Raw genomic sequence first — 24,738 nt, 5'->3', positions numbered from 1 at the left:
GCGGTAAGCGCGGTAAGCGCGGTAAGCGCGGAGCAGGCGGGGTGGCCATGGCGGTCGTGGGTGGCCCCCACCCCCGGCGTGTTAAAGGAACTCAGTTCCTCTACGGCCAGGCAGGTGGGGACGCCGGCTGTTTTAGCGGAACTCAGTTCCGCTATGCGTCGGAAGGCAGGGCCACCGGCTGTTTTAGCGGAACTGAGTTCCGCTATGCGTCGGAAGGCAGGGCCACCGGCTGTTTTAGCGGAACTGAGTTCCGCTATGCCTGGGTAGGCAGGGCCACCGGCTGTTTTAGCGGAACTGAGTTCCGCTATGCGTCGGAAGGCAGGGCCACCGGCTGTTTTAGCGGAACTCAGTTCCGCTATGCCTGGGTAGGCAGGGCCACCGGCTGTTTTTAGCGGAACTGAGTTCCGCTATGCGTCGGAAGGCAGGGCCACCGGGTGTTTTTAGCGGAACTGAGTTCCGCTATGCCTGGGTAGGCAGGGCCACCGGCTGTTTTAGCGGAACTCAGTTCCGCTATGCCTTGGAAGGTGGGGACGCCGGCTGTTTTAGCGGAACTGAGTTCCGCTATGCGTCGGAAGGCAGGGCCACCGGGTGTTTTTAGCGGAACTGAGTTCCGCTATGCGTCGGAAGGCAGGGCCACCGGGTGTTTTTAGCGGAACTGAGTTCCGCTATGCGTCGGAAGGCAGGGCCACCGGGTGTTTTTAGCGGAACTGAGTTCCGCTATGCGTCGGAAGGCAGGGCCACCGGGTGTTTTTAGCGGAACTCAGTTCCGCTATGCCTTGGAAGGCGAGGCCCCCCAGGTGTTATAGCGGAACTCAGTTCCTCTACGGCCAGGCAGGTGGGTCCACTACGCACTTGGGCGTGCTGACTACCTGATCATGGACTAGGCATTTTGCATAAGTATGCGCTTTCATTATGACAATTAACAATTTGGACTTAAATTATCTGAAAATAGCCATTGTATCTGATGGTTCGTGCAATTATAATGTCCTCATATTCAAAGTCAGGTGCTTAGTTTCTCCGCAGCTCGGGCAGGATGAGAGCGTTAGTATCATCGAGTACAGGGGGTGAGCTAGATGGAGGAAAATCGGGAACGCGTAGAAACGTGTTCGATTTGCGGAGGGGAGTTGTCTACCGATCGGCAACATGAAGCACTGTGCAACCAGTGCACCGCAGCGTGGGAAAGAGACGTAGAAAGCCACTGGTAAAACGGTGAACATCTCTAATCAGCACCCGTGTCGAGGGGACAAACGATATGTTCACAAACGATCCGGTAAAGATGAGATGAAAAGGACGACCGCAGGTAACCGGTCGTCCTTTTGTTTGGATTTGAAGGAGGTGTTATCAAAGTGTAGTAAGCGGCATGGCTTCGTCAATTACCGCACCGCCAAGACAGACATCTCCTTGGTAGAAAACAACCGATTGACCAGGGGTGATCGCACGCTGGGGTTCAATGAAATCCACCTGACAGGCACCATTCTCTAACAATGTGACGTGAACGGGCTGATCGGGCTGACGATAACGGAATTTCGCCGTGCAATCGAATGTGGTGCCAGGCGCCTGCCCAGAAATAAAATGTGATTCAGAAGCCATCAGGCCGCGTGAAAACAGCAGTGGATGATCGTGACCTTGTTCGACATAAAGAATATTACGTTCGAGGTTTTTACCGACTACAAACCAAGGTTCACCCGTACCCGAACCTCCGATACCGAGGCCCTGCCGCTGGCCGATGGTGTAATACATCAGACCCTCATGGCGGCCCTTCACTTCACCGCTCGTAGTCCGGATATCGCCTTCCTGTGCAGGCAAATAGTGGCTCAGAAATTCACGGAAGTTGCGTTCACCGATGAAGCAGATCCCCGTGCTGTCTTTTTTCTTGGCGGTCGCAAGCCCTGCTTCTTCAGCAATCTGGCGAACCATCGGTTTGTCGAGATGGCCAATCGGAAACATCGCTTGAGAGAGCGGATATTGCGATAGGGTGTGGAGAAAATACGTCTGATCTTTTCGTGTATCCACCGCTCTGCGCAGTTCGAACCGATTGGGTTCAGCTTCCGCTACTTGCGCATAGTGCCCTGTTGCAAGGTAATCAGCTCCAAGTTCCAGTGCTGCGTTCAGGAGTTCCTTAAATTTGATCTCGCGGTTACACATTACATCCGGGTTTGGAGTACGACCACGTCGGTATTCTTCCAGAAAATAAGAAAACACTCGTTCGGAGTACTCTTCCTCAAAATTGACGCTATAGTATGGAATACCAATTTGGTCGCAGACCCGCCGAACATCTTCGAAATCCTCCGTGGCCGTGCAATGACCAAATTCGTCGGTATCATCCCAATTTTTCATGAAGACGCCGATGACGTCGTATCCTTGTTGTTTGAGCAGAAGAGCTGCAACGGACGAATCTACGCCGCCGGACATGCCGACTACGACTCGTGTCTGGCTTTTCTCCTTCTCCATAAAAAGCCTTCCTTTCGATCTCAAATTGCTCCCACTAGTTTCTCCAATCAGTTGCATAGACCCCAACTCTTCTAGTGTGGCGATTGTATGAACAGACGTCAAGTTTGCGGTACTCGACATCATAACATGGAAATTTCCGGGCATCCTTAGAGTGGCGAATTCGATGCCCATGAGGGGACCAAATCGAGATCGCCATCTTGTGTTCAACAATACGCGCCACAGTAGGGAAGAAAGCATCAGAATCAGAAGAAGGCATCGGAATCAAAGGAGGAATCCACTTGCAACCGCTCACGTCCAAAGAACTGGATTACATCGCTGACTCTCTCAACAACGAAGACCTGCTCATCAAACGATGCGCCACAGTTGCTTCACAAGCACAAAGTCAGGTTGTCAAAAACCTCTGTAATCAGCTGGTGCAACAGCACATGCAAAACTACACCCAGATTCAGAACATGCTTCAACAGCACTCAAATCTGGCACCGACGCAACCACAGTAACTCAGCAGTAACTCAGCAGTAACTCAACCGCAACGAGAGTTACAGCCGTTGGAGTTGCCGCAGGCTGATAGTTTAACCTAGACAGCTGACAAAAGGAGGATTACAGGATGAGTATGCAGATGCAAAATGGCATGAGTGAAAAAGACGTCGTGAATATGATCCTGGCGGACGAAAAAAGAACAGCAGGGGAGTATGCAACGGCCACCCTCGAAGCCAATTGCCAGACCGTGCATAGCACTTTCAATCAACTTCTGCAAAACACATTGAAAACCCAACGCCAGGTGTTTGAAGTGATGCAACAACAGGGATGGTACAGCGCACCCTCAACGGCGATGAGTCAAGATGTTCAAAAGCAGGTTCAACAGGCGCAACAAACCAAGCAACAGACGGATCAGTTTGTTGGTCAGCACGGCATGCAGACAAGTGCTCAGCAGAGCGCCAATGGATCGGTAAACGCAGCAGTGATGCAAGAGATGATGCAGAACTCTTCACAGGCTCAGGCCAGGAACAGTCAGCGCCCGATGTAAGGCTGACGGCGGTCGATACCGCAATAAATCGTGAAACCGGAATCCCTATTGAAACGGGCAAGCCCCTGCCATGAACAAACGTGAACCGCCTCACCAGTCAATTTCATTCTTGCCGCAGGGCCTCACCAAGGCACAGGCCGGGTCTCGCCAAGGCCCACGACACAGGGTCTCACCAAGGCCCACGACACAGGGTCTCACCAAGGCACACAGTTCGACTCTGACCATGGGGGGACAGCGGTGTGTGATTCTTCGACAGCATCCGACGTCCTATCAGCTCATTCCTGAGCATGAAGGACGTTGTGTCGTTATAATAGGAGAATCAGGTTGGGGAGGTCGAGTCATGTTTGTTCTGGACAGGGGATTTTTGAATCATCCAAGGTTGCGGTTTTTAGACGATGTCGTGCCGATTGATGAACATGTCGATAACATTGAGAAGTTCATCAACGTCTGCTTTGTTGACGAGGGGTGGAAAGTGACCCAGCACGGACGGGTCGTTGCGCTCCGGGGAACGGATCAATCGCGAAAAAGCAGCGCGTTTAAAGCGAGCCTGTATCTTGGGAAGTACCGGGATATGGCCAATACGGATCGCTTCTTACATAGCATGGTGACTGCAGGCCACTCTTACGAGCCGATTCGAGGCGAACTGGTTCTCTTTCTCTATATTGGCGTAGGGAAACCGGTGTACGATCACCTTGTGACTTACACGGTGGGACGGCCGACACGGATTGCAGGAGGGCAGCGTGCGAATGTTCCATGGGGCTTCGAACTTCCTGTTGAGGCGAAGAATGCTGCCGAGTACGAGGAGGAACTCGAACGGATCCGTAACGTCATTCGTTTGGCGAAGCAGGATCGCGTTGAGCAGATGCAGGCAGCTCGCGCCAAACTCCCTGTCGGCTACATTATGCCGCCTTTTCTGATGGAGTTTTCCGAAGAAGCGCTCATCAAAACGGTGTTCCGTCAAAGGTTGTTTGAAAAAGGGGCGCAAGGTGCTACGGTTGATATTGTTGCTGATATGCTGGAGTGCTGTCTCTTGCTCGATCCGGAGAAGTGGAACTTCCTCATCCAATACCATGGCCCGCACATCGAGCAGTGGGAAAAAGCGATGCGTACGTTACAGCGTGAAAGCTACACAATCAAAGACCTGGCTGAGCTCGCTGGGCTTGACCCCGATGCCGCGGCACAGATGAATCTCTACGACCTGTTGATGCAGACAGTTGGTAAGTTGCCTCCATCGATGTGGGAGAAGATGCGTTAACGTGGATTGCTGCGAAGGCGGGGCATCAGAGCGGATTAGCACGCTCCCTGCGGGAGGGGCACAGCGTCGAGGCTGCACCCGTCCAAATTCAAATTCAAACGGTGAAAATCGGGAGCAGTTCTCGCAAGTCGTGAACCACGATGTCTGCGTCGGTAAGCTCTGCTGCCGATCCGAAGCCGAGCTCACACCCGATAACTCGGATCCCGTGTGTTTTTGCAGCTTGGACATCGGACGAGCGATCACCCACCATGACACACTCTTCCTTCTCAAAGGAGCGGAAGTGTTCGGTCAGAATGTCGGCTTTTGTCGATCCGCCAACAAGCTCCAGACAAAGCGGCTTGGTGAAAAATTGGCGGATGTCCTGTGAATCGAGGACAGCATTCAGATACCCTGTACCGCAGTTGCTCGCCGTTGTGAGCGTGTGGCCCCGATCCAAAAGGCCCCGCAGCACATCACGAGTGTGCGGAATGAGGATGTCGTGTTCAAACATCGCCTGGGTAATGCGAGACTCGGCGTGACGAAAGGCAGTTTTGCGGGTGTCATCGTCAGCTTCAGGCATGAGCATCTTCCAAATGTCGTCGTCCGGCATCCCAAATGTGCTGAGCAGCGCCCTGTCATCAGGCACAGGAACATGAAAATGTTCCAGGGTATGTTTGAAGGCAGGCAGGACGATAGAGGCAGTGTTAATGAGAGTTCCATCGAGATCGAATAGGATTGTTGTCATGGATACAGTATAATGGCTGACTGGAAGCCATGCAAAAACGGAGTGATATTGTGAAACTAGGACTAGTTGGGCTCGGTAAAATGGGTATGAATCTCGGTTTAAACATGATGGATCACGGTCATCAGGTAACGGCATTCGACGTCAGCCCTGAGGCAGTCAAAAAGTTTCAGGAAGCCGGTGGTGGTGGGGCGAATTCTCTGGCCGATCTCGTTCAGAACCTAGCAACCCCGCGAATCGTCTGGTTGATGGTGCCGCAGGGGAAGATTGTTGACAACCTGCTCGACGAGCTAAGACCGTTGTTAACGAAGGGTGACATTGTCATCGAGGCAGGAAACTCGCATTACAAGGATTCCTTGCGGCGTGCGGAACTGCTGACGGGAGAAGGCCTGCACTACTTCGACGTTGGAACCTCCGGTGGCATGGACGGGGCGCGAAACGGGGCTTGCTACATGATCGGCGGGGACAAGCAGGTGTTCGAGACCATTGAGCCTTTGTTCCGTGACACCGCGGTGCCAAATGGTTACCTGTACACCGGTCCATCCGGCAGCGGGCATTATTCAAAGATGGTACATAACGGGATCGAATACGGCATGATGGCTGCCATCGGCGAAGGGTTTGAGATTCTGGAAAAGGGCCCGTTTGATTATGACTACGAGGCGTTGGCAAAGGTCTGGTCGAACGGATCGGTCATTCGTGGCTGGCTCATGGAACTCACCCAAAGTGCGTTCTCGAAAGACCCGAAACTCGCCGGGATTCGCGGCGTAATGCACTCGTCTGGAGAGGGCAAGTGGACAGTGGAGGAAGCACTGGACGTACAAGTTGCTGCGCCTGTCATTGCATTGTCCCTTTTGATGCGTTATCGATCCGCTGAGGATGACACCTTCACCGGCAAAGTCGTCGCAGCACTGCGCAATGAGTTCGGCGGTCACGCGGTAGAGAAGAATCCATCGTAAAAACAGGCTCGGGTTCTCGGCGGTACGGAGGTGCGGTCGGCGGGGACCATCCCGTGTGTGGGGCAAGGTCAGCCGAGGCGGTCCTGTGTGTGGTAGCGACGCGGCAAGGTCGGCAAGGTCGGCAAGGTCGGCAAGGTCGGCAAGGTCCCGCGCGCAATAGGCATGGTCTGCAAGGACATCTCGTATGCAATAGGCACGGGGATCCCGTTGCTTCGGATGGGGTGATGGGACGGACTCCGATGGGATGGACTTCGATGGGATGGACCGCAAATAGCGGAAGAAAACTCCCTTGAGGGACAGATCCAATGGATTCTCGCTGATATTGCGGAACAAATTTCCCTTAATGGCTTGAAATCGATGATTCTCGACTCGGTTCGCGGCTTTAACGGAAGTTTGTTCCGTTGTTTTATTTTCGCCATGTGCCTTTGGGCTCACAGGGGAACTTTTTTCCCTTGTTGAGCTCGCTTTGGCAGTTGAGTTGTCGCGAGGGGAGGTCATCACACTTCCATTGAGGTTTCGCAAGGCGAAGAAGCAGCGGAACGAGGGTCAACCACTTCTGAAAGGCGTTTCACTTTTAGAATGAAACAAGCCGCTCAAGGCGGCTTGTCACCAATATGAATTTTTAACGAATGCAATCACTGCTAGGAAGCCCATACCACCGAAATCCTTAGTAAGCTCCCGCTGAGAAGGCCTAGGCAAGCCTAGTCGAGGCTTTTGACTAAGCAAGCCCCACACCCGAAGGCCCACACCCGAAGGCCCACACTGAAGCCCCACACCCGAAGGCCCACACCCGAAGCCCCACACCCGAAGGCCCACACCCGAAGGCCCACACTGAAGCCCCACGCCCGAAGACCAGACGATGTGCCTACTCGTCTGCCACGAGTACGACTCGAGCCGGGGCAGCGTCGATACCTACCAGCGCAATGGGCATGGCAATCATTTGGTAGCTGCCAGATGGGACATCTTCAAGACGGAGCCCTTCAATCACGATGATCCCTGCGCCGAACAAGGCTTTGTGGGTTGCATGATCCGGTTGACTCCGCTCGACTCCGAGTGCATCAATGCCGACACCTTTGACCTTGAGATCGGCAAGATAGCGAGCAGCCTCCGCCCCAACAAAGACAAAATCCGGGTTAAACGCGGTATCTTTGGAGTTGCGAGTCTTGAAGAGGATAAACTCACCTGTATGCAGCCCGGCGGACTCGACGTCTTCGCGGCTGATAGGTCCCTCTACATGCGTCAAATCTATGACACGGCACCGGGTGATCAGATTCTCGATAGGAATGGACTCGATGGTCTCTCCACGCTCAATCATGTGCAACGGAGCATCGATGTGCGTCCCAGTATGTACATCGAGTTCCACACGTGTCTCACGAACGCCCTTCTCAGGGTGATCAGAGGTAATACGAAAAACTGGACGTTTTTCAGGCTTGTTTTTATACACTGGGATGTCAGGTGTGATGGGCATGCTGATATCGTATATCCGTGTCATCAAAAGTCCTTCCTTCCGTGCTCCTTGCAACACCGTGTCTCCTCAACGGAGGCCCGGCCTGATTAAGTTTGATGCAGCTGCGTTAGATCACCGGGTGCCCGGGGCGCTGCTCGGGCTTTTCGGCCAATGTGACAGTCTGACCTGTCACCGGCCACCAACGGAAGCCGTCTTCTTCGACGAGCTTGTCCGCTTCCTTCGGTCCGAACGTGCCGGATGCGTAACTTGAGATCGGCGGTGTGCCGGCGCGGAATGCATTGGCAATCGGATCGACAAACTTCCAGGCGAGGGATACCTCATCCCACCGAGTGAAGAACGTCGAATCTCCCATGATGCCGTCGTACAGCAGGCGCTCGTAGGCTTCGGGTGAGTTGTCCGGTTCCTGACTGAACTCCATGGACACCGGAACAACCGTGCCGTCGGTGCCTGGCCGCTTCGCGTTCAGCTGGATGGATATACCTTCTTCCGGGAAGACGTGAATCACCAGCAGGTTCGGCAACAGTTCGCCGTGGGTGTTGAAGTACATGCGCGGCATGTCTTTGAACTGTATGACGATCTCGGTCGCCTTCGCCCCCATCCGCTTTCCGGTGCGGATGTAAAAGGGGACGCCAGCCCAGCGGAAGTTGTCGATCGACAACCGCGCTGCGATGAAGGTCTCCGTGTTGGAAGCAGGATCGACACCGTGTTCATCGCGGTACCCGGGCGCTGCGTTGCCCTTCATATCAAAGCCTGCAGCGTATTGCCCACGGACCACATGCTCTGAAATGTCTTCAGAGGTAAACCTGCGCAGCGACCGCAGCACCTTCACCTTCTCGTCCCGAATCGCCTCTGTCTTCAACCGGCTCGGCGGCTCCATAGCGACCATCATGACCATCTGCAGCATATGATTCTGTACCATATCGCGCAGGGCCCCAGCCTTGTCGTAGTAAGATGCCCGGTCTTCGACGCCGACGGTCTCGCTGGACGTAATTTGAACGTTTGCGATGGAACGGTTGTTCCAGACGGGTTCGAAGATGGAGTTGGCAAACCGTAGCACTTCGATGTTCTGCACCATTTCCTTGCCGAGGTAGTGGTCGATCCGGTAAATCTCTTCCTCTTCGAAGACCTCGCGGAGTTGGCTGTTGAGCACTTCGGCGGAAGCGAGATCGCGACCAAACGGTTTCTCGATGATGAGACGGCGCCAACCGCTGACCTGCGAGAGCTTGCTGTCATACAGATGCAAGGCAACCTCGCCGAAAAATTCCGGTGCCATCGCGAGATAAAATACCCGCTGTTGCGGTAAGCCGAACTGTTGCTCAACTTCCTCGACGTGTTGATTGAGTTTGACAAACTCCTCAGCCTTGCGCACGTCCACAGGGCAGTAAGAAAAATGTGCCGCAAAGTCTTCCCAAGTGTCTGCTTTAACCGTGTCGCGGGCAAACTCTTCAATCGCAGCACGCAGTTCCTGACGAAAGCTGTCAGCTGTGTACGATTTTCTAGCGACACCGACAACAGCAAACTGTTCCGGCATGCGCTTGTCCAAAAACAGGCTGTAGAGAGCGGGAAACAGCTTGCGGCGAGCGAGATCGCCCGTAGCACCAAACAATATGAAAGTATGGGGCGGGAGCACTCTCCCGGCCCCGGTTTCTTCTTCTAACCAATTCATCTCGTTCAAGGCATTCATCCTCGTTTTGTTTGAGTTCAGGGACCACAATCACAAGAGTCGCCTTGCTTAGGTTATCCCACTTCTGATTGTATCAAACTATCACAGGATTTAGCCAAGCTGGTACATTATTGGGGTACTAACGGGCTTTACCCGCAGGTGTATCGAACAGGGGTTCATACCTCCGTAATCTCGGTGACCACCCAAATCCCCTTTTGTCCCTGCTTGATCGGCTGGTACAATTCCACGAGGTACGTGCAAGACTGGTGGCGAACCCGGACAACGGCGTGTTGGAGCCCTGAACCTGGATCATAATACTGCTCAACAAATGTATACGAATCTCTCTCGCGCAGCCCGAAATTGCGGGTGCCAATGACTTGGGCGGTACGAACCGGACTCAGACGCCACAAGTTTTTGCCGGAGTCAACGGCTTGTTGGATTCGACCATAGTCTTCCCCCGGGACCTCGACACGTCCTGTGGTGACTCCGGGACACGGCATAAATCCCCACTCCTTCCACGCGACGGTGTGGTCGCGGCAGTGGTACATTGTATGTAACACAGCTTGGCTGGGTCGAGGCAATTCGCCTACATTTGGTAAACCATCTCCCAAGTTTATTCAAGGTGCAGCCAAGCTGGAAAAAAGGTTTATTTAGGAATTAAGCCCGGGTGTGCGAGAAGCATTCAAAGGTGCAGCCAAGCTGTGCGAGAAGCATTCAAAGGTACAGCCAAGCTGTGCGAGAAGTATTCAAGGTCGAGCCAACCGGCACGAGAAGGTTCACTTAAGTTTTACTCTGACCAACAGGAGGGTTTGAATTGAGTTTACGCGGAGACGGAAAAGTGGCAGTGATTACTGGGGCAAGCTCTGGCATCGGGGCTGCCGCTGCCAAGGCAATGGCGAGTGCTGGATTTACAGTGGTGCTCGGTGCACGCCGGGAGGAGCGGCTCGAGGCTCTGGCGAGCGAGATCGAGCAGGAGACCGGAAGACGTCCCTACACCGGAAGTCTGGATGTGACTTCGCTTGAATCAAGCACCAAGTTCGTTTCGGATGTTATGAATACGTTTAAAACCGTCAACATCCTCTTGAACAATGCGGGATTGGCCAGTGGTACGAGTTACATAGAGACAGCAGAAGATGAGACGGACTGGCAGAAGATGATCGATACCAACGTATCTGGTTTGCTGCGCATGACCCGCCTGTTCCTACCGCACATCATTGCATCTGGTGAAGGGCACGTCATCAACCTCGGTTCTATTGCAGGTCATGAGGCGTATGCGGGCGGATCGGTGTATGCGGGTACAAAGTTTGCGGTGCGCGCCATTACAACGGCACTCAGGCAAGAACTGCTCGGGAAACCGGTGCGGGTGACCCACATCGCCCCAGGCATGGTAGAAACGGAGTTCAGCGTTGTGCGGTATCACGGAGACGAAAATCAGGCGGCGAATGTTTACACAGGTATGACCCCGCTGACCGCAGAAGACATTGCAGACTGCATTGTGTTCGCTGTTACGCGGCCGCTCCACGTGAATATTGACGAGATTATCGTCAAGCCAACCGATCAGGCAGGTGCAGGTAAGGTAGCTCGCCGGTAAACCGGCGGGCCTTGACTTATAGGAGAGGGTGACGAGGCATGCTGATTGAGCCGAAGGATTTGGCAGACCTGATTTCCCAAGGGGCCGTTACCGTATTTGATTGTCGGTTTTCCTTAGCACAGCCAAAGCAAGGTTTCGAAGATTATCTATCCGGACATATCCCCGAAGCACACTATTTAAATCTTGAGTACGACCTATCGGGGCCCGTTCGAGAACACGGTGGACGTCATCCGCTGCCAAACCTCCACGAGTTCCTGGCCAAGGTGGCTAAGGCAGGTCTTTCAAGCGAGAAAACAGTGGTTGTGTACGATGCAGGCGGTGGTATGGCACAGCGGGCATGGTGGCTCTTTGAATACGTCGGCCATCCGGATGTGCAGGTCCTGAACGGTGGCTTTGGAGCATGGCAGGAAGCTGGTCTGCCCATCAGCGTGGAAGTCCCGACTGCTTCAACTGGGTCATTCACCCCCAAAATCCATACTGACGCTATCGTGAGTGTGGATGACGTGGAGCAAATGGTTGCAGGGGAACGGCCGGATCTTTTGGTAGATGCACGAGCGGCTGCGAGGTTCCTGGGCGAGGTGGAGCCGATAGACAAAGTCGCCGGGCACATTCCGGGTGCATGGAATCGGTCGTGGGAGGACGGGGTCGATGCGTCCGGACGATGGAAAGGCCGTGAGGCGCAACGGGAGCGTTTTGCGAAGTTACTCGAAACGTCGCGTCCCTTAGTCATGTACTGTGGATCCGGTGTAACGGCTTGTGCAAACCTGTTTGCACTGCGGATAGCAGGGGTCTCGAATGCAAAACTATACCCCGGAAGTTGGAGTGATTGGTCTTCTTATCCCGATCACGGCGTGGAAACGACGAACCCAGAGGGCTCCAACTGAACTACAGCCTGATTTCGTCAGCATTCTCCAGCGTTCGCAAAGACTCGGCAAAAGTAGCCAAGGACTTTCATATTCACCTTGCGGTATAATAGGACGAGCTCGAAATATGACGTTTGCTGTTGTAACGTTTCTAGTAATGCGGACGTCAATGTCATGGAGAGGAGGAGCAGCGATGCAACCATTCAATCCAACCGAGAATTCGTCACAGAAGCCAAACAGCCGCAAGGTGCGAAAGCAGGAAGCAAAATTGCGCAGACGACGCGGCGTCGTCCGGGTGTTTCGAAACACAGTTTTTAGTCTTGTCGGCATCGTTATCCTCTTCGTCGCAGGATGTTATGCCGTTGGTTTCGGTACCCCTTGGGGAAATACACAGCGACTTGCACTCGCTGAAACTATCATTTCTACTCGCCATTACTATCTAGCTCACTATATAACGACATCACAGGAATATACACAACTTGCCGCAGAACTGCATGCACCGGTTGTGGCCAGCGGCATACCGAAGCTGGTGAAAGTCGCCGCGGTGCAAACGACTGCCGCCTCGACGGCAAGTACTGCACCGGCGAATCCGGTTGAGGTTCACCGAATCACCGGCCCGGGTTACAACGGTTACGTGATGCTTGTCCATGACCCGCGCTTGGTCCGGCTTGTACCGGCAGTTGTACACGGGAGCATGGGTCAGTACATTACGGATATGGGCAAACAAAACGGAGCTTTGGCTGGGACGAACGCCAGCGGCTTTGAGGATCCGAACGGAAATGGCTGGGGCGGTATCCCGGTTGGCCTTGAAATGGTCGGCGGCAAGGTGATCAATCCGCCGCAAGCCTCCGGAGACTGGGCAACAGTCGGATTTACAAAGGACGGTGTCTTGGTGATGGGGCACTATTCTGTCAGTGAACTGCAAAACATGGGCGTGCAGGATGCCATGCAGTTTCACCCTGAGCTCGTCGTGAACGGACAACCGATGATTACGGTTGGCGACGGTGGCTGGGGGTATGGACCCCGTACAGCCATCGGACAGGCGAAGGACGGGACAGTCATATTTGTCGTCATCAATGGCCGCTTTCAAGGCGGTTCCGGAATGGGCGCAAGCCAGCGCCAGGTGATGGACATCATGCTGCAGTATGGGGCTGTGAACGCCTGCGCGATGGACGGCGGATCGTCAAGTGTGTTGTATCAGAACGGCAAGATCATCAACTCGCCGTCAACGATTGACCCGAACGGACAGCGCCATTTGCCTGATGCGTGGATGGTTTTCCCAACCATACACGACGCACAAGTGGAACAGGCCGCACCAAACACTGCAACGTCAAACACCGCAGCCACCAACTGACGCCGCAATTGAACCTGGGTTGTTTATCACGAGTGGTACCATTGATGCAGAGTTTCTTGCATCAGTGGTACCATTTACTATGGAAACAGGGAACATGAGGTTTAGCAGAAAGGTGGTTTCAACGTGTCCAATACAAATGAACTGGTACAAAGTTTTCGTGAGTACGTGAAACGCATGCTTCACTTTGAAGAAGCTCTCATGTTAATGCACTGGGACTTGCGAACAGGAGCTCCGAAACGCGGGGTACCTCTGCGTGCAGAAGCCATTGGAACCCTTTCCGATGAAATCTTTAGGATGAAGACCTCCAAGCAGATGGAGGAGTACCTTGATCGCCTGAGTGATCCCGCTGTTTCATCCGAGATCGATCCGGTGACATCCGGCACGGTCCGCGAACTCCGCCGCGAGTATGAGATGAACCGGGCTATCCCAGCGGATCGCAAAAAGGCGTTCGTGATGCTGACATCACAAGCGGAGTCCGTTTGGGAGGAGGCAAAAGAGACCTCCAACTTCGCGTTGTTTAAACCTTATCTCGAGCGGATCGTGGACATGCAACTCGAGTTCATTGACTACTGGGGCTATCAAGAGAACCCATACGATACACTGCTCGACCATTACGAACCGGGTATCACGGTAAAGCAACTCGATGAAATCTTTGGTGGCTTGCGGGAGGAAACCGTCAAACTGCTGCAAGACATCGTTGCCTCTGATGCACGACCCAATCCAGCACCGTTGTTACAAGACTTTGAGATCTGGAAGCAACGGGAGCTGAGTGAGCATCTTCTGAAACACATCGGGTACGATTTCACAGCTGGCAGGCTCGACACGACGGTGCATCCGTTTATGCAGACTATCAACCGATATGACGCACGGGTCACCACAATGTACGTGAAAAATGATTTACGCAGTTCCGTGTTCAGCACGATCCACGAAGGAGGCCATGCTCTTTACGAGCAAGGTATCTCTCCGGAGCTGATTGGGACGCCACTGTGCACGGGTACCTCCATGGGGGTCCACGAGTCACAGTCGAGGTTCTACGAGAACATGATCGGCCGATCGATGGAGTTTTGGGAAACGCAGTACCCACTGCTTGTGGAAAGGTTCCCGAATCTCAAGAGTATGTCGCTCGAGGAGTACTATGGAGCTATCAACGAGGTACAGCCGTCACTGATCCGCATCGACGCAGACGAGGTGACGTACAACCTTCACATCATGATCCGCTATGAGATTGAGAAGGCACTTATCAACCGTGAGCTTAAAGTGGCTGACCTGCCCGAAGTGTGGCGGGAAAAAATGCGCGACTATCTCGGTGTTGAACCGCCAAATGACGCGCTCGGCGTTCTTCAGGATGTACACTGGTCAGGCGGTGATTTTGGCTATTTTCCGTCCTACGCGCTCGGCAACATCTACGGAGCCCAGATTCGCGAGGCACTCGCGAAGGAACTGCCGGACTATATGGAACAGGTTCGCAAGGGTAACCTCCATGAGGTGAAGGCTTGGTTAAATGATAAGGTTCACCGTCATGGTAAGCTCCTTGGGCCTCGCGAGATCCTTCGCTCAGTCACCGGACAGGATATCGATTCGGCCGCTCTCGTCCGTTACCTGAATGACAAGTACCGCCCTCTGTATCGGATTTAATGTGAGGGCCGCCCTTCGGGTGCATCAAACTTCTGAAACTGAGGTGTCTGTTATGGAACCCATACAACCTGGCGCAGTGGCCGCGGCAGTGGCCAAGCTTCAGAACAAGCCTGTGTTTATTCATCTGGAAGTCAATCCGGGCGCCTATTGGCGTAACGGTCAGGCAGCCTTACGGTCATTGCACTTAAAGGGTGAAGACCCTTACCGGGTCTTTCTTGAATTGGACGAAGGACACGGGCTGATACAGGTCAACGAGGTTACACATATGGAGCTGTCAGACAGCATGGTCATTCTAACCGGATATGATGATAAAGGGCGGATCGCTCAGACAGTTGAGATATCCCTTTCACCTCTTACGTTGTGATGAAGTGAATGTGAAGAGGGGACAATCCATTTGACGAGGAGGCAACCGATGGCCGACGTACTTGCGATTTTTGCACATCCGGATGATGAAACATTCATCTGCGGAGGTTCCCTGGCCCAGTTTGCTGCCAAGGGACAAAAGGTTGCGCTTGTTTGCGCCACCAAGGGAGAGATGGGGCGTCGTGTGGGCGTTCCGCCAACAGCCACACGGGAGACCTTGCCGAAACTCCGTGAGACGGAGCTCCGCAACGCCTGTGCAGCACTGTCAATTGAGAACCTCACCTTTCTCGGGTACCGGGACAAGACCCTTGAAATCCAGCCTATCGATGAGATGGTTGATTCGCTCGTTCATATTCTGAATGATGAGCACCCGAGTGTTGTGATTACGTTTCACGAGCGTCTTGGAGGGCACCAAGACCACTGCACAATTGGGCGAGCTGCGCGGTTGGCCTTTGAACGTTATGCCAAGGATTGCAAAGATGACCCAACTTTGCTTTATGTCGCTTGGGCTGGGATGGCCTCAGACCCGAAAGCCTACGGCCTTGATCCCAAGGACATTGTCCAAGTCGACGTACGAGATGCACTTGCGCAAAAGTTGAAGGCATTTCGTGCGCATAAGACACAGTCCGATTTAAACAGCTGGCTATGGAAGAAGGATGCACGAGCCATGGACAGACTGTCAGCGCATGAGTACTTTATTCGTGCGGAGGGACCTCGAGTGCTGTGAAGCCCGCCATCCGGCAAGCTAAGAGGCGGTCTCAGCGACTTAACTCACCTGTGATTTCAACATAGCAGCCGTTGATTCAAATCAAAAACAAACCGAGGAGGTCTTTTTCATGCAGGAGATTACTTCCGTAGAACAATACGTGACCGCGATTCGCGGCGATGAACCGGTCGTGATGCTTTTTTCTGCCGACTGGTGCCCCGACTGTCGCTACTTGGATACGTTTATTGACGAAGTTGCAGAAGCACATCAATCTGAGTACGCGTTTTATCATGTGGATTCAGAGCAATTCCCGGAACTCTGCCAGACCTATGACGTTATGGGGATCCCGAGCTTCCTCGCGTATCAAAAGGGGAAGGTCGTTGGACGGTTTGTGAACCGAAACCGTAAGACACGCCGTGAGGTGGAAGGATTTCTTGAACAGGTTGAAGCGAACGTAGAGCGAGCGTAAGGAGCTGAGTGAGTGAACAGTGAAACATGGTTTATCAGAACTCCAGAAGAGGCAGAGCGACACGCCATTATCGCAGAGTTGTCGCAGCAGTTTGCGAAAACTGGGAAGGCGCATGATGAAGAAGGCACTTTCCCGCACGAGCATGTGGATGCTCTGCGTCAATGCGGGTATGTAACCTGGACCGTACCGAAGGAGTATGGGGGAAAAGGGATCTCGCTGTACGAGATGTTACTGCACCAGGAGCAGATTGCGCGTGGGGATGGATCGACTGCGCTTGCGATTGGCTGGCACGTTGGCATGATGCTAAACCTTTATGCGTCGAAGGCGCTGCCAGAAGACGTGTACCGGGAGATTTGTGAATCGGTGCTAGCCAAAGGTGCACTCATCAACAGTTGTGCCAGTGAGCCCGCGACAGGGAGCCCAAGCCGCGGCGGACGACCGGAGACGACGGCGGTTCCCGTTGAGGGCGGTTACCGGATCACGGGCCGGAAGACATTCAGTACCTTGTCCCCAGAACTCGACTGGGTCCTCGTGACGGCGGGCATCGCTGATTCCAACCAGATTGGCGAGTTTCTAGTAAGCGGAGCGGACATCCGCATCGAAGAGACGTGGAATGTGCTTGGTATGCGCGCAACAGGCAGCCATGACATTATCTTGGAAGATGTGTTTGTGCCTGAGCACCACCTTGTTTCACGCCTGGAACCAGGTCAAAAGTCAAAGCGCAACGAAGACGGCGGCGGTTGGATGCTGCACATTCCGGCCTGTTACCTTGGTGTCGCATTAAACGCGCGCGACTTTGCAGCCGAGTACGCGGGTACGTATCAACCCAACAGTTTGCCGCATCCCATCTCAAAGGTTGATCATATCCAGAACAAGCTTGGCCAAATGGAACTGAAGCTGTTGTCCGCGCGGACGATGATGTATGACCTCGCCCGTCGCTGGGACGAGGCAACCCCTGCAGAGCGCTTAAAACTGCGCCCGCAGCTTGGAGCAGTGAAGACGCTGGCGACCAACAGTGCAGTCGAAGTGGTAGACCTTGCGATGCGCGTGGTCGGGGCTCGCAGTCTTTCTCGCGATCTCGTTCTCGAACGCCTCTACCGGGATGTTCGCGCCGGGCTTCACAATCCGCCGATGGACGACATCACTTACCGTTCCCTCTCTGAAACAGCGGTTTCTGAACGTCTGCAGGCAAGAGATGCAAAACGGTAGATTGTTCAAAATCAACTGGTATAGAATGATTGCAGTAGGACTTCAGAATACGCTGGCGAATTGACGGGGCATGTCTAGCAGCAGTGGTATGAAATCTTGGGAGGAGGGCTGGTATGGGGTATAACTTTGCGCGTGAAGTCGATCGGATCGCCGAACAGTATCCAGAACGGCTTGCAATTTTGTGCGTGCATGCGGACGGCTCGGAAGAACGGATCGAATACGTAACGCTCCAGAAGCAGACAAATCGACTGGCAAGTGCATTGTCGCGAATGGGGATTAAAAAAGGTGCGCGGGCCTTGGTGCTATTGCCAAGAGGCGTAGATTCCTATGTGGTCTACCTGTCGTTGCTGAAACTTGGAGCAACGGTGTTGCCAGGCTCGGAGATGCTTCGGGCGGGGGATATCCGCTACCGGGTGCAGCACGCGGACGTCAGCGTCGTTATTGCGGCAAGCAACCTGACCGCGGCAGTAGACGAAGTTCGAGTTGACTGTCCGTCGATGAAACACTTCTTCTCTGTCGGCGGTGCTGTCGACGGTTGGACAGACCTTGACGGGCTGTACGATCTCGGTACTTCCGCCGAGTTTATCGTCGAAACGGAGGACACTGACCTGTGCTTCCTTTCCTATACCAGCGGCACCACGGGCGGCCCTAAAGGTGTCATGCACACGTACGACTGGCCTCGGGAGCACCTGGCTGTCGCCGGGACGTACTGGTTTGACGCGAAACCTGGCGAGCTCGCTTGGGCTACGGCGGGCCCGGGTTGGGCCAAATGGGTGTGGAGTCCATTTGTTTCCATCCTCGGTAATGGCGCAACCGCGTTTGTCTACCAGGGACGGTTTGACCCCGCTGCCTACCTCGGGCTGATGGAGAAGTACAAAGTTGGTCTGCTCTGCGCGACACCGACTGAGTACCGGTTGATGGCGAAGGTCAACGGGATCGAAAACTATCATCTCTCTCTGCGATCAGCTGTCTCCGCCGGTGAGCCACTCAACCGCGAGGTCATCGACACATTCTCACGGGTGTTTGGGATCACGGTGCGCGACGGCTATGGTCAGACTGAAAACAGCCTGCTCGCTGGGACGTTGCAGGATATGGAAGTCAGACCTGGATCGATGGGGAAACCGTTCCCCGGCATGCGCGTCGACATCGTCGATGACGACGGCAATGTCCTTGGACCGAACGAGATTGGGCATATCGCCGTTCATAAGTCGTTCCCAGCTTTGTTTAAAGGCTATTTGAGCGACCCTGACCGCACAGCCCGCGCCTTCCGCGGCGAGTGGTACGTTACCGGTGACAAGGGCCGCAAGGATGATGACGGATACATCTGGTTCGAAGGCCGATCCGATGATATCATCATCTCGGCCGGCTACACGATTGGGCCGTTTGAGGTCGAAGATGCCCTCGTCAAGCACCCGAAGGTAGCCGAGTGTGCCGTGATTGCGAGTCCGGATCCGGAGCGAGGTGCGATTGTCAAGGCCTACGTCATCCTTCGGAACCCAGAGGATGCGAATGACCCTGGTCTGGTTGCCGAACTGCAGGAACATGTGAAACAGGTGACAGCACCGTACAAGTATCCGCGTGCCATTCAGTTTGTCGAGAGTTTGCCGAAGACGACCTCCGGCAAGATCCGTCGGATTGAGCTTCGCGACATGGAAGCCAGTAAGGCTTGACTACGCGTCAGCGAGAAGCGTAGATATGAGTGGTAAGCGTGAACTCAACTATAGAGCGGCCAGTGACGTTATTTGTCACTGGCCGCTTCAGCTATTTCAGCGTCATCGTGAACAATGCGTGGTCTTTGGTATCATCTCCTTCAATCTTGTTCGCAAAGTTCGACTTACCGCTGCCCACCGCGGTAAAGCAACCATTATCAACAAATGCAAGTTCGGTTTTTCCGTCCTTTAAAGTGATCCAAACGGTATCCACCTTCGGATCCCGGACTGTTCCCGCGATGAGCGTGTAATCCTTACCCGATGGCAGTGTGCCGCCCATCTCAAACACGTTTGCAGGCGCTGAGGCCGACTGCGATACGAGCTTGCGCGTCTCCGTGCTGTCAACGTGCCAAGCCTTTCCATTCCACTCTGCCATTGCGACGCCCTCGTAGGTGCCTGGTCCATTCGCGGGCCCTCCGGAGCCCCCGGGGTTGCTCGAACCGTTAGAGCCCATGGAGCTCATGGAGCTCGCAGAGCTGCCCGATGCGTTGGAGCCGTTGGTGACCTGATATTTGTACAGCAGGTACCTGACAAGCCCGTTGCCATCAGCCTGTTCCGACTGAACCTGCAGGTTCGTCACGGTTTTCCCGGGATACTGGTTTTGCAGAGACGTCTGAAGTGATTCAGCCAGTGGATCGGACGGCGTAAAGACCTTTGACCACAACACTTCCGGCTTGTCGTTTCGCCCGTCGACTATCGCAACTGCAACGACCCGCACATTTTGTGGATTTAGGTTTGCCCTAGGGAGGGTAAACGACCACTGAAACGGGTGAGACGATGTGACAGGATCTCGGATGAAGGTTTCATCGAGATTCGCTGAGGCTGGCGGCAGGCGGTGGGATATGAGGACCTTGGCAATAGTCGGGTCCCAAGACGGCATTGCGCCGCTCTGGAGCGAGTAATCGACCTGCTTTGGTGACTGGTTTACCACCGTCGGAAACAGCCATACTTGACCTCGATTCGGCAGCATGCCAAGGGGCCAGTTGGTCACGGTGACGCGAAACAGGGTACCGAGATTCGGCACATGGTCTCTGTACCTCTGGTATGGTGCTTCGTGAAAGGTCAATTGAAACTGGTTGGCCACCGAGAGGGTCCTGGTCTGACTCTCGGCATTTCCGTTGACGAGCGCTCTGTTGTTGTGTGCCCACCACAGACCAATGCCAAAAATACATACAGCGGCAAACGCCGATACAGCTGACGTGAAACCCCTGCGAAATGTATGGTGTCGTGCTCGTGGATACCCAGTGCGAGGTTCAGTGTGGTCGGATACCCCCCTTTCAAAGCGGCGATTAGACTTTGCGCGCAGTGAGTTCAAAGTAAACGCTCTTTGCCCCGGTTGCGAAACAGAGGAGGGTAATGTCCCCAGTGTATCGTCGCCTGGCTCATCAAGCGCACTCCAGACAGCCTGTTCGTGCATCGCTGACCACCCGCTTGGTACTTCGTTCAGTTCACTCCCAATCTGCTGTTGAAACAGTTCATCAGAACGAGTCTTGCCGCCGGATCCCATGGAACGTCCCCTCCTTCTCAACCTTTTTACGCAGCATCTGAAGCGCTCTCTGAAAGCGAACCTTGACTGCAGACTCTGAGCTTCCGGTAATCTCCGAGATCTCCCGGAATGTCAGACTTTCTTTCACATGAAGCAGAATAACCTCCCGGTAGATTGGCTTCAGTTCAAACACCGCCTGCGCCAGTTGATGTGACTCGAAATACTTCAGCACCTCGTCCTCTGCAGAGGGACTGGTGCCAACTTTTTGTTCAACCATGCTGGCAGTCGGAAAAACACGTCTTCGCAATGCCGATTTAAAGTAATCGCGCGCTTTGTTTCTAGCGATGGCAAACAGCCACGTCTTTGCCGCTGATTGTCCTCGAAAGGTCGGAAGCTTAAGGTATGCCTGTATAAAGACCTCCTGAGAAAGGTCGTCTGTTAGGGTGTGGTCTTGCGTAATTGCATACACGTAGGCCCAGACAGCGCTACCGTAGAGCGTCATCCACTCGGCAATGATCTTTCGTTGGTCTTCTGCAATCATCTACCAAGCCACCCTTCACACCACCGCACTCACCACTTAGACGACGCAGGGAGGAAAGTCGATACATTTTATTTTCACTGATGTACTTCGAGGTACGTTCGTACTATGGTTTGTACAGTTTTTTTGGTTTAAGGAGGGGGTTCTTACGGGTCAGGAACGACAGATGCAGGTGATAAAAGGTGGACAGCAACCGAAGATAGGATGCTAAGGGCCGGTTCATTCGAGGGAGAAATGAGGCACTCTGTTAGTCATGTGCATGGGGATATGGTTTTGAGAATGACTTCACCGTCTTATCCAGACCCGGTGGGAGTTGACCTTCCGAATCCGATGAGCGGCGAAGTCATCATCATCTTCATCTTCCAGTTCATTCTCAAACGCACCAATATCAAAGACGCTGTCCTCGTGTGTGCCGTTGTCTTCCACGAAACGTTCCCCCTTTCTGCCTTCTTCATTAAACGTGAAACGTGCGTGAAACGAACCCGGATATCATAGCAGGCCCAGGCGGTGAAACAAACCCGGGCCTGCATTATCATCTATGGCCTTCATTATCTATAGCCTTCATTATCGACACGACGCTATCGACACGAACGATTAGAAGGAACCCACGTGCTGTAGGAGTTTCGAGGCAGATAGTTCCCCTGGAGTTGGATAGGGTGTATGAGGGCATAGTTCGATGCCAACCTGTTTGTAAGCATCTGCCCATAGGGTCGTACAGATATGCCGCTTGCTGCCAAAGTAAGAAGGCATGGCGTTGCCTAACAGAGAGCGAAAAGCTAACCAGCCGAACAGAAAATAGTCGTATTTTCCGCCTACTTCTCGCTTCACGAAATCGACAATCTGGTGACGTTGTTCCGGTGATAGTACTTTGCAGGTGTAGACATCAGCCACGCCTCGATACGTTTCCAGGCTCTGATAACCTGTCCGACGCAGTGCCTGTGACTCAATCAGTTCACCGTCAATCGCCAGTCCAGCGATATGCGTGTAAGGACTCCGCGTAAACTTTTTAATCGGTCCCGCCAGACCCTCCGTTCCTCGGATAAAAACCAGATCTCCAGGTTGTAACAATGGTCTGCTTCCTTTCACTCAAAGATTTGTATGGGTGTCTTCGTCCACAGTCTTCTTGTCAGCGTAAGGTACTAATAACGAAAGGCTTCAACAAAACGTGTGTAACACTTCGGTGTTCGATGTGTTCCTGAGGTCTATGATGTATCTCTATTATACAGACGGGCTAGGTGACACAAAAGTTCAAAGAAGACCAATCTCACAACTTCTCACTCACGCATTGGCGGAGAAGGAAAATTCCGATGGCAGGTACGCGGGAGGCACAGCGGATCTCAAAGCCTGGTTAATAGCATCTACTCTGGCAGCCCAAGAATGTTGCGATACAAATTCACCGCGTGCAGCCTCCACTGTACGGTGGGCTCCGTCAAGGATTGCGTTCATCGCGGAGATTGCTTCGGCAGGGTTGGAAATGACCCACAATAGGTCTGACAACCGGCGAAGTTCGCGGCTCGTTGTCGCAATGACTTCCTTACCTGCAGCCAGGTATTCGTAGATCTTAACGGGGTTGACACTCTCCGTGAGATCATTTTGTACAAATGCGTGCAATGCGATGTCGAAGCCTGCCAAAAACGACGGAAGCTCAGCATAGGGCTGCAACCCGAGAAAGTGCACATTCGGGATCTTCTCGAGGCGTGAAACATCTGTTTCAACCGGGCCAATCATGACAAAATGCACATCAGGCCGGGCAGCCGCCATATCTGCAATCAGTCCTTGATCAACCCAAGCACCAATGCCACCAACGTATCCTACCCGAGGTTGGGGAATGGATGCCAACTTCTCATGCTCCATGAGCGTGGGGGTGAGGGCAAAATGTTCGATTTGTGCGGCGTTTGGAACCAGGCGTACGTCCGTGTGCCACTGTTCCAATCGCTCTTTTAAGGCGTCTGCAGTGGCGAACGTGACACGGCTTTGCGAAACGAGTTGACGTTCCATTTCAAGGACCAGGTCCCGATTGAGGAGGCCGCCAAAGTCTGCGTGAAGATCGACACAATCGTAAAGTGTCGCAATCGGTAAGAGGTGTGAAGTTAAATCAATGGAACCGGGCAACATCGGCAACAAAACGTAGGGTCCTGCCGCAATGCGTTGAATTTGTTCCGCGAGCAGCCGCTGGTTGATCCGGTTGATGGTCCGAAACATGTTTCCAAAGGGGAGACTTGCCATCGGCGAAAGAACCCGCAGACGGCCAGGCCCGTCCACGTCTAGCTCGCGAACGGGCACAGCGGGGATGAGCCGCGGTCTTAAATCCGGGTTTTTTAACGGTCCGATCCACGTTACCGGTCCATCCACAAAAAGGACATCCCAGCCGAGTTTTGCGAGGCCGGCGGCAAGGTGTTGTGGTCGCGCGCGCGTGCCTGTCCATGCGACCGCTGAGGTAAGTACTATTGTTGCAGGCTTGCTCATACCAACGCTCCCGTCAGGCGGCCAATCGGCGCCGGTATTTGATGTAATCAATCACAGGGCGGTAGAACGCCATCACAACGGAGACAATCGAGACAAACACGAGAAACGGATACACCGCATCAAATGCGATGAAAACAAGCATGGCAAAGTACTGCTCGCCAATAATGAAGCTGCGAAACGGAATAAAGGAGCGCAGCCGTCTGACCCGAGAGAAGGTGTCGCCTGTGTCAGGGATGTCTGATCCTTCCGGTGCCATGTTGGCAGAGCCGTGTTCAGGAACGACGCGTTTGAACTGATCGCCGCGGAACATGTCAATCTGCCCAAAGTACTCGAGCAGGAACAGGCCGAACAAGGCCACCATCGCCCACATCCAAATATGAGTATTCCGTGGGTGGAAACGTGTGTAACCGTAGGCGAGACTGAAGTAGACGACAAATTCCTTGATGCGATCCGCTGTTTGATCGAGCCAACCACCGATCGGCGAATACTGTTTTTTGTAGCGGGCGAGTTGCCCATCTGCGCAGTCAAATACGTATGAGATTTGAATGAGAACAAGTCCCCAGATGACATCTGATCGAACACCTACGGCAAAAAGTCCGGATCCAATGAGAACGAGGACGAGGGCTGTAAGGGTCAAGATATTCGGTGTAATCCTTGTTTTCCGAATGAGATAGACCAACCGCAGGGAAAACGTGTAGTACAAGTAGTTAGTCCAAATATCTGTCGGACGTTTAGCACAACTATTGATTTTTTGAAACTCAGATTGCGTTTTAACGACATCCGTCGACATCAGGCTCATTCCTCTTCGTAA

General features: G+C 53.6%; 26 protein-coding genes. 15 read left to right on the top strand and 11 right to left on the bottom strand.

From position 1 onward, the window contains the following. Positions 1-60: 60 nt before the first annotated feature. Positions 61-267, top strand: coding sequence for a hypothetical protein (locus AN477_RS24530; RefSeq protein ID WP_157061953.1), 207 nt, complete (start codon positions 61-63; stop codon positions 265-267). An 806-nt stretch (positions 268-1,073) separates the two neighbouring features. Continuing rightward, a complete protein-coding gene (locus AN477_RS25690; protein ID WP_281176341.1) occupies positions 1,074-1,205 on the top strand; it encodes a hypothetical protein in 132 nt (43 codons plus the stop codon). Between the two features lie 136 nt (positions 1,206-1,341). On the opposite strand, the gene mnmA is transcribed toward AN477_RS25690, so the two are convergent. After that, complete coding sequence (gene mnmA / locus AN477_RS13045) at positions 1,342-2,451, bottom strand: tRNA 2-thiouridine(34) synthase MnmA (protein ID WP_054969601.1); 1,110 nt, start codon at positions 2,449-2,451, stop codon at positions 1,342-1,344. A 278-nt stretch (positions 2,452-2,729) separates the two neighbouring features. Between mnmA and AN477_RS13040 the strand changes: the two genes are divergently transcribed. From AN477_RS13040 to AN477_RS13030, 3 genes are all read left to right on the top strand, one after another. Then, entirely contained in the window at positions 2,730-2,948 is a 219-nt protein-coding gene (locus AN477_RS13040; RefSeq protein ID WP_054969600.1) for a hypothetical protein, read from the top strand. Positions 2,949-3,055: 107 nt separating this feature from the next. Further along, complete coding sequence (locus tag AN477_RS13035) at positions 3,056-3,475, top strand: spore coat protein (RefSeq protein WP_054969599.1); 420 nt, start codon at positions 3,056-3,058, stop codon at positions 3,473-3,475. A 340-nt stretch (positions 3,476-3,815) separates the two neighbouring features. Continuing rightward, positions 3,816-4,730: a hypothetical protein gene (locus tag AN477_RS13030; RefSeq protein WP_054969598.1), complete on the top strand. Its 915-nt coding sequence runs from the start codon at positions 3,816-3,818 to the stop codon at positions 4,728-4,730. Between the two features lie 94 nt (positions 4,731-4,824). Here AN477_RS13030 and AN477_RS13025 read toward each other — a convergent pair whose 3' ends face one another. Beyond that, on the bottom strand, positions 4,825-5,454 hold the full coding sequence (locus tag AN477_RS13025; protein WP_054969597.1) for an HAD family hydrolase: 630 nt from the start codon (positions 5,452-5,454) through the stop codon (positions 4,825-4,827). 50 nt (positions 5,455-5,504) lie between these two features. On the opposite strand from AN477_RS13025, the gene gnd reads away from it, so the two are divergent. Next, a complete protein-coding gene (gene gnd, locus AN477_RS13020; protein WP_054969596.1) occupies positions 5,505-6,407 on the top strand; it encodes a phosphogluconate dehydrogenase (NAD(+)-dependent, decarboxylating) in 903 nt (300 codons plus the stop codon). Between the two features lie 865 nt (positions 6,408-7,272). Here gnd and AN477_RS13015 read toward each other — a convergent pair. From AN477_RS13015 to AN477_RS13005, 3 genes are all read right to left on the bottom strand, one after another. Continuing rightward, complete coding sequence (locus AN477_RS13015) at positions 7,273-7,899, bottom strand: cyclase family protein (protein WP_054969616.1); 627 nt, start codon at positions 7,897-7,899, stop codon at positions 7,273-7,275. Positions 7,900-7,981: 82 nt separating this feature from the next. Then, positions 7,982-9,541 (bottom strand): glucose-6-phosphate dehydrogenase, encoded by a 1,560-nt coding sequence (gene zwf / locus AN477_RS13010; RefSeq protein WP_054969615.1) that lies wholly within the window; start codon positions 9,539-9,541, stop codon positions 7,982-7,984. Positions 9,542-9,714: 173 nt separating this feature from the next. Next, on the bottom strand, positions 9,715-10,038 hold the full coding sequence (locus AN477_RS13005) for a hypothetical protein (protein WP_054969595.1): 324 nt from the start codon (positions 10,036-10,038) through the stop codon (positions 9,715-9,717). Between the two features lie 314 nt (positions 10,039-10,352). On the opposite strand from AN477_RS13005, the gene AN477_RS13000 reads away from it, so the two are divergent. From AN477_RS13000 to AN477_RS12960, 9 genes are all read left to right on the top strand, one after another. Then, on the top strand, positions 10,353-11,129 hold the full coding sequence (locus AN477_RS13000; RefSeq protein WP_054969594.1) for an SDR family NAD(P)-dependent oxidoreductase: 777 nt from the start codon (positions 10,353-10,355) through the stop codon (positions 11,127-11,129). A 38-nt stretch (positions 11,130-11,167) separates the two neighbouring features. Beyond that, positions 11,168-12,013: a sulfurtransferase gene (locus AN477_RS12995; protein ID WP_054969593.1), complete on the top strand. Its 846-nt coding sequence runs from the start codon at positions 11,168-11,170 to the stop codon at positions 12,011-12,013. Positions 12,014-12,185: 172 nt separating this feature from the next. Further along, entirely contained in the window at positions 12,186-13,346 is a 1,161-nt protein-coding gene (locus AN477_RS12990) for a phosphodiester glycosidase family protein (RefSeq protein ID WP_054969592.1), read from the top strand. Positions 13,347-13,469: 123 nt separating this feature from the next. After that, complete coding sequence (locus AN477_RS12985; protein ID WP_083486259.1) at positions 13,470-14,981, top strand: carboxypeptidase M32; 1,512 nt, start codon at positions 13,470-13,472, stop codon at positions 14,979-14,981. Positions 14,982-15,033: 52 nt separating this feature from the next. Next, positions 15,034-15,345: a DUF1806 family protein gene (locus tag AN477_RS12980; protein ID WP_054969591.1), complete on the top strand. Its 312-nt coding sequence runs from the start codon at positions 15,034-15,036 to the stop codon at positions 15,343-15,345. A 48-nt stretch (positions 15,346-15,393) separates the two neighbouring features. Beyond that, entirely contained in the window at positions 15,394-16,071 is a 678-nt protein-coding gene (locus AN477_RS12975) for a PIG-L family deacetylase (RefSeq protein ID WP_054969590.1), read from the top strand. A 61-nt stretch (positions 16,072-16,132) separates the two neighbouring features. Continuing rightward, entirely contained in the window at positions 16,133-16,519 is a 387-nt protein-coding gene (locus AN477_RS12970; RefSeq protein WP_281176342.1) for a thioredoxin family protein, read from the top strand. A gap of 12 nt (positions 16,520-16,531) precedes the next feature. Continuing rightward, positions 16,532-17,728 (top strand): acyl-CoA dehydrogenase family protein, encoded by a 1,197-nt coding sequence (locus AN477_RS12965; RefSeq protein WP_054969588.1) that lies wholly within the window; start codon positions 16,532-16,534, stop codon positions 17,726-17,728. Positions 17,729-17,841: 113 nt separating this feature from the next. Continuing rightward, positions 17,842-19,398, top strand: a complete 1,557-nt coding sequence (locus tag AN477_RS12960; protein WP_054969587.1) for an acetate--CoA ligase — start codon at positions 17,842-17,844, stop codon at positions 19,396-19,398. Positions 19,399-19,489: 91 nt separating this feature from the next. Here the strand turns inward: AN477_RS12960 and AN477_RS12955 are convergent, their stop codons facing one another. The 6 genes from AN477_RS12955 to AN477_RS12935 form a co-directional block, all read right to left on the bottom strand. Next, positions 19,490-20,944 (bottom strand): hypothetical protein, encoded by a 1,455-nt coding sequence (locus AN477_RS12955; RefSeq protein ID WP_054969586.1) that lies wholly within the window; start codon positions 20,942-20,944, stop codon positions 19,490-19,492. Next, positions 20,916-21,464: a sigma-70 family RNA polymerase sigma factor gene (locus AN477_RS12950; protein ID WP_054969585.1), complete on the bottom strand. Its 549-nt coding sequence runs from the start codon at positions 21,462-21,464 to the stop codon at positions 20,916-20,918. The genes AN477_RS12955 and AN477_RS12950 overlap by 29 nt, the downstream gene beginning before the upstream one ends. Before the next feature lie 282 nt (positions 21,465-21,746). Beyond that, a complete protein-coding gene (locus tag AN477_RS24525; RefSeq protein ID WP_157061951.1) occupies positions 21,747-21,887 on the bottom strand; it encodes a hypothetical protein in 141 nt (46 codons plus the stop codon). A gap of 168 nt (positions 21,888-22,055) precedes the next feature. Next, positions 22,056-22,529 (bottom strand): C40 family peptidase, encoded by a 474-nt coding sequence (locus AN477_RS12945; protein WP_054969584.1) that lies wholly within the window; start codon positions 22,527-22,529, stop codon positions 22,056-22,058. A 210-nt stretch (positions 22,530-22,739) separates the two neighbouring features. Beyond that, positions 22,740-23,927: a glycosyltransferase gene (locus AN477_RS12940; RefSeq protein WP_054969583.1), complete on the bottom strand. Its 1,188-nt coding sequence runs from the start codon at positions 23,925-23,927 to the stop codon at positions 22,740-22,742. A 13-nt stretch (positions 23,928-23,940) separates the two neighbouring features. Then, the gene (locus AN477_RS12935) at positions 23,941-24,726 is read right to left on the bottom strand and encodes a CDP-alcohol phosphatidyltransferase family protein (RefSeq protein ID WP_245631818.1); all 786 of its coding nucleotides are present in this window, start codon (positions 24,724-24,726) and stop codon (positions 23,941-23,943) included. Positions 24,727-24,738 lie beyond the last annotated feature (12 nt).

It is taken from the genome of Paenalicyclobacillus ferrooxydans (assembly GCF_001399675.1).
Classification (GTDB): Bacteria; Bacillota; Bacilli; order Alicyclobacillales; family Alicyclobacillaceae; genus Alicyclobacillus_B; species Alicyclobacillus_B ferrooxydans.
This window is presented reverse-complemented; position numbering and strand designations above follow the sequence as displayed.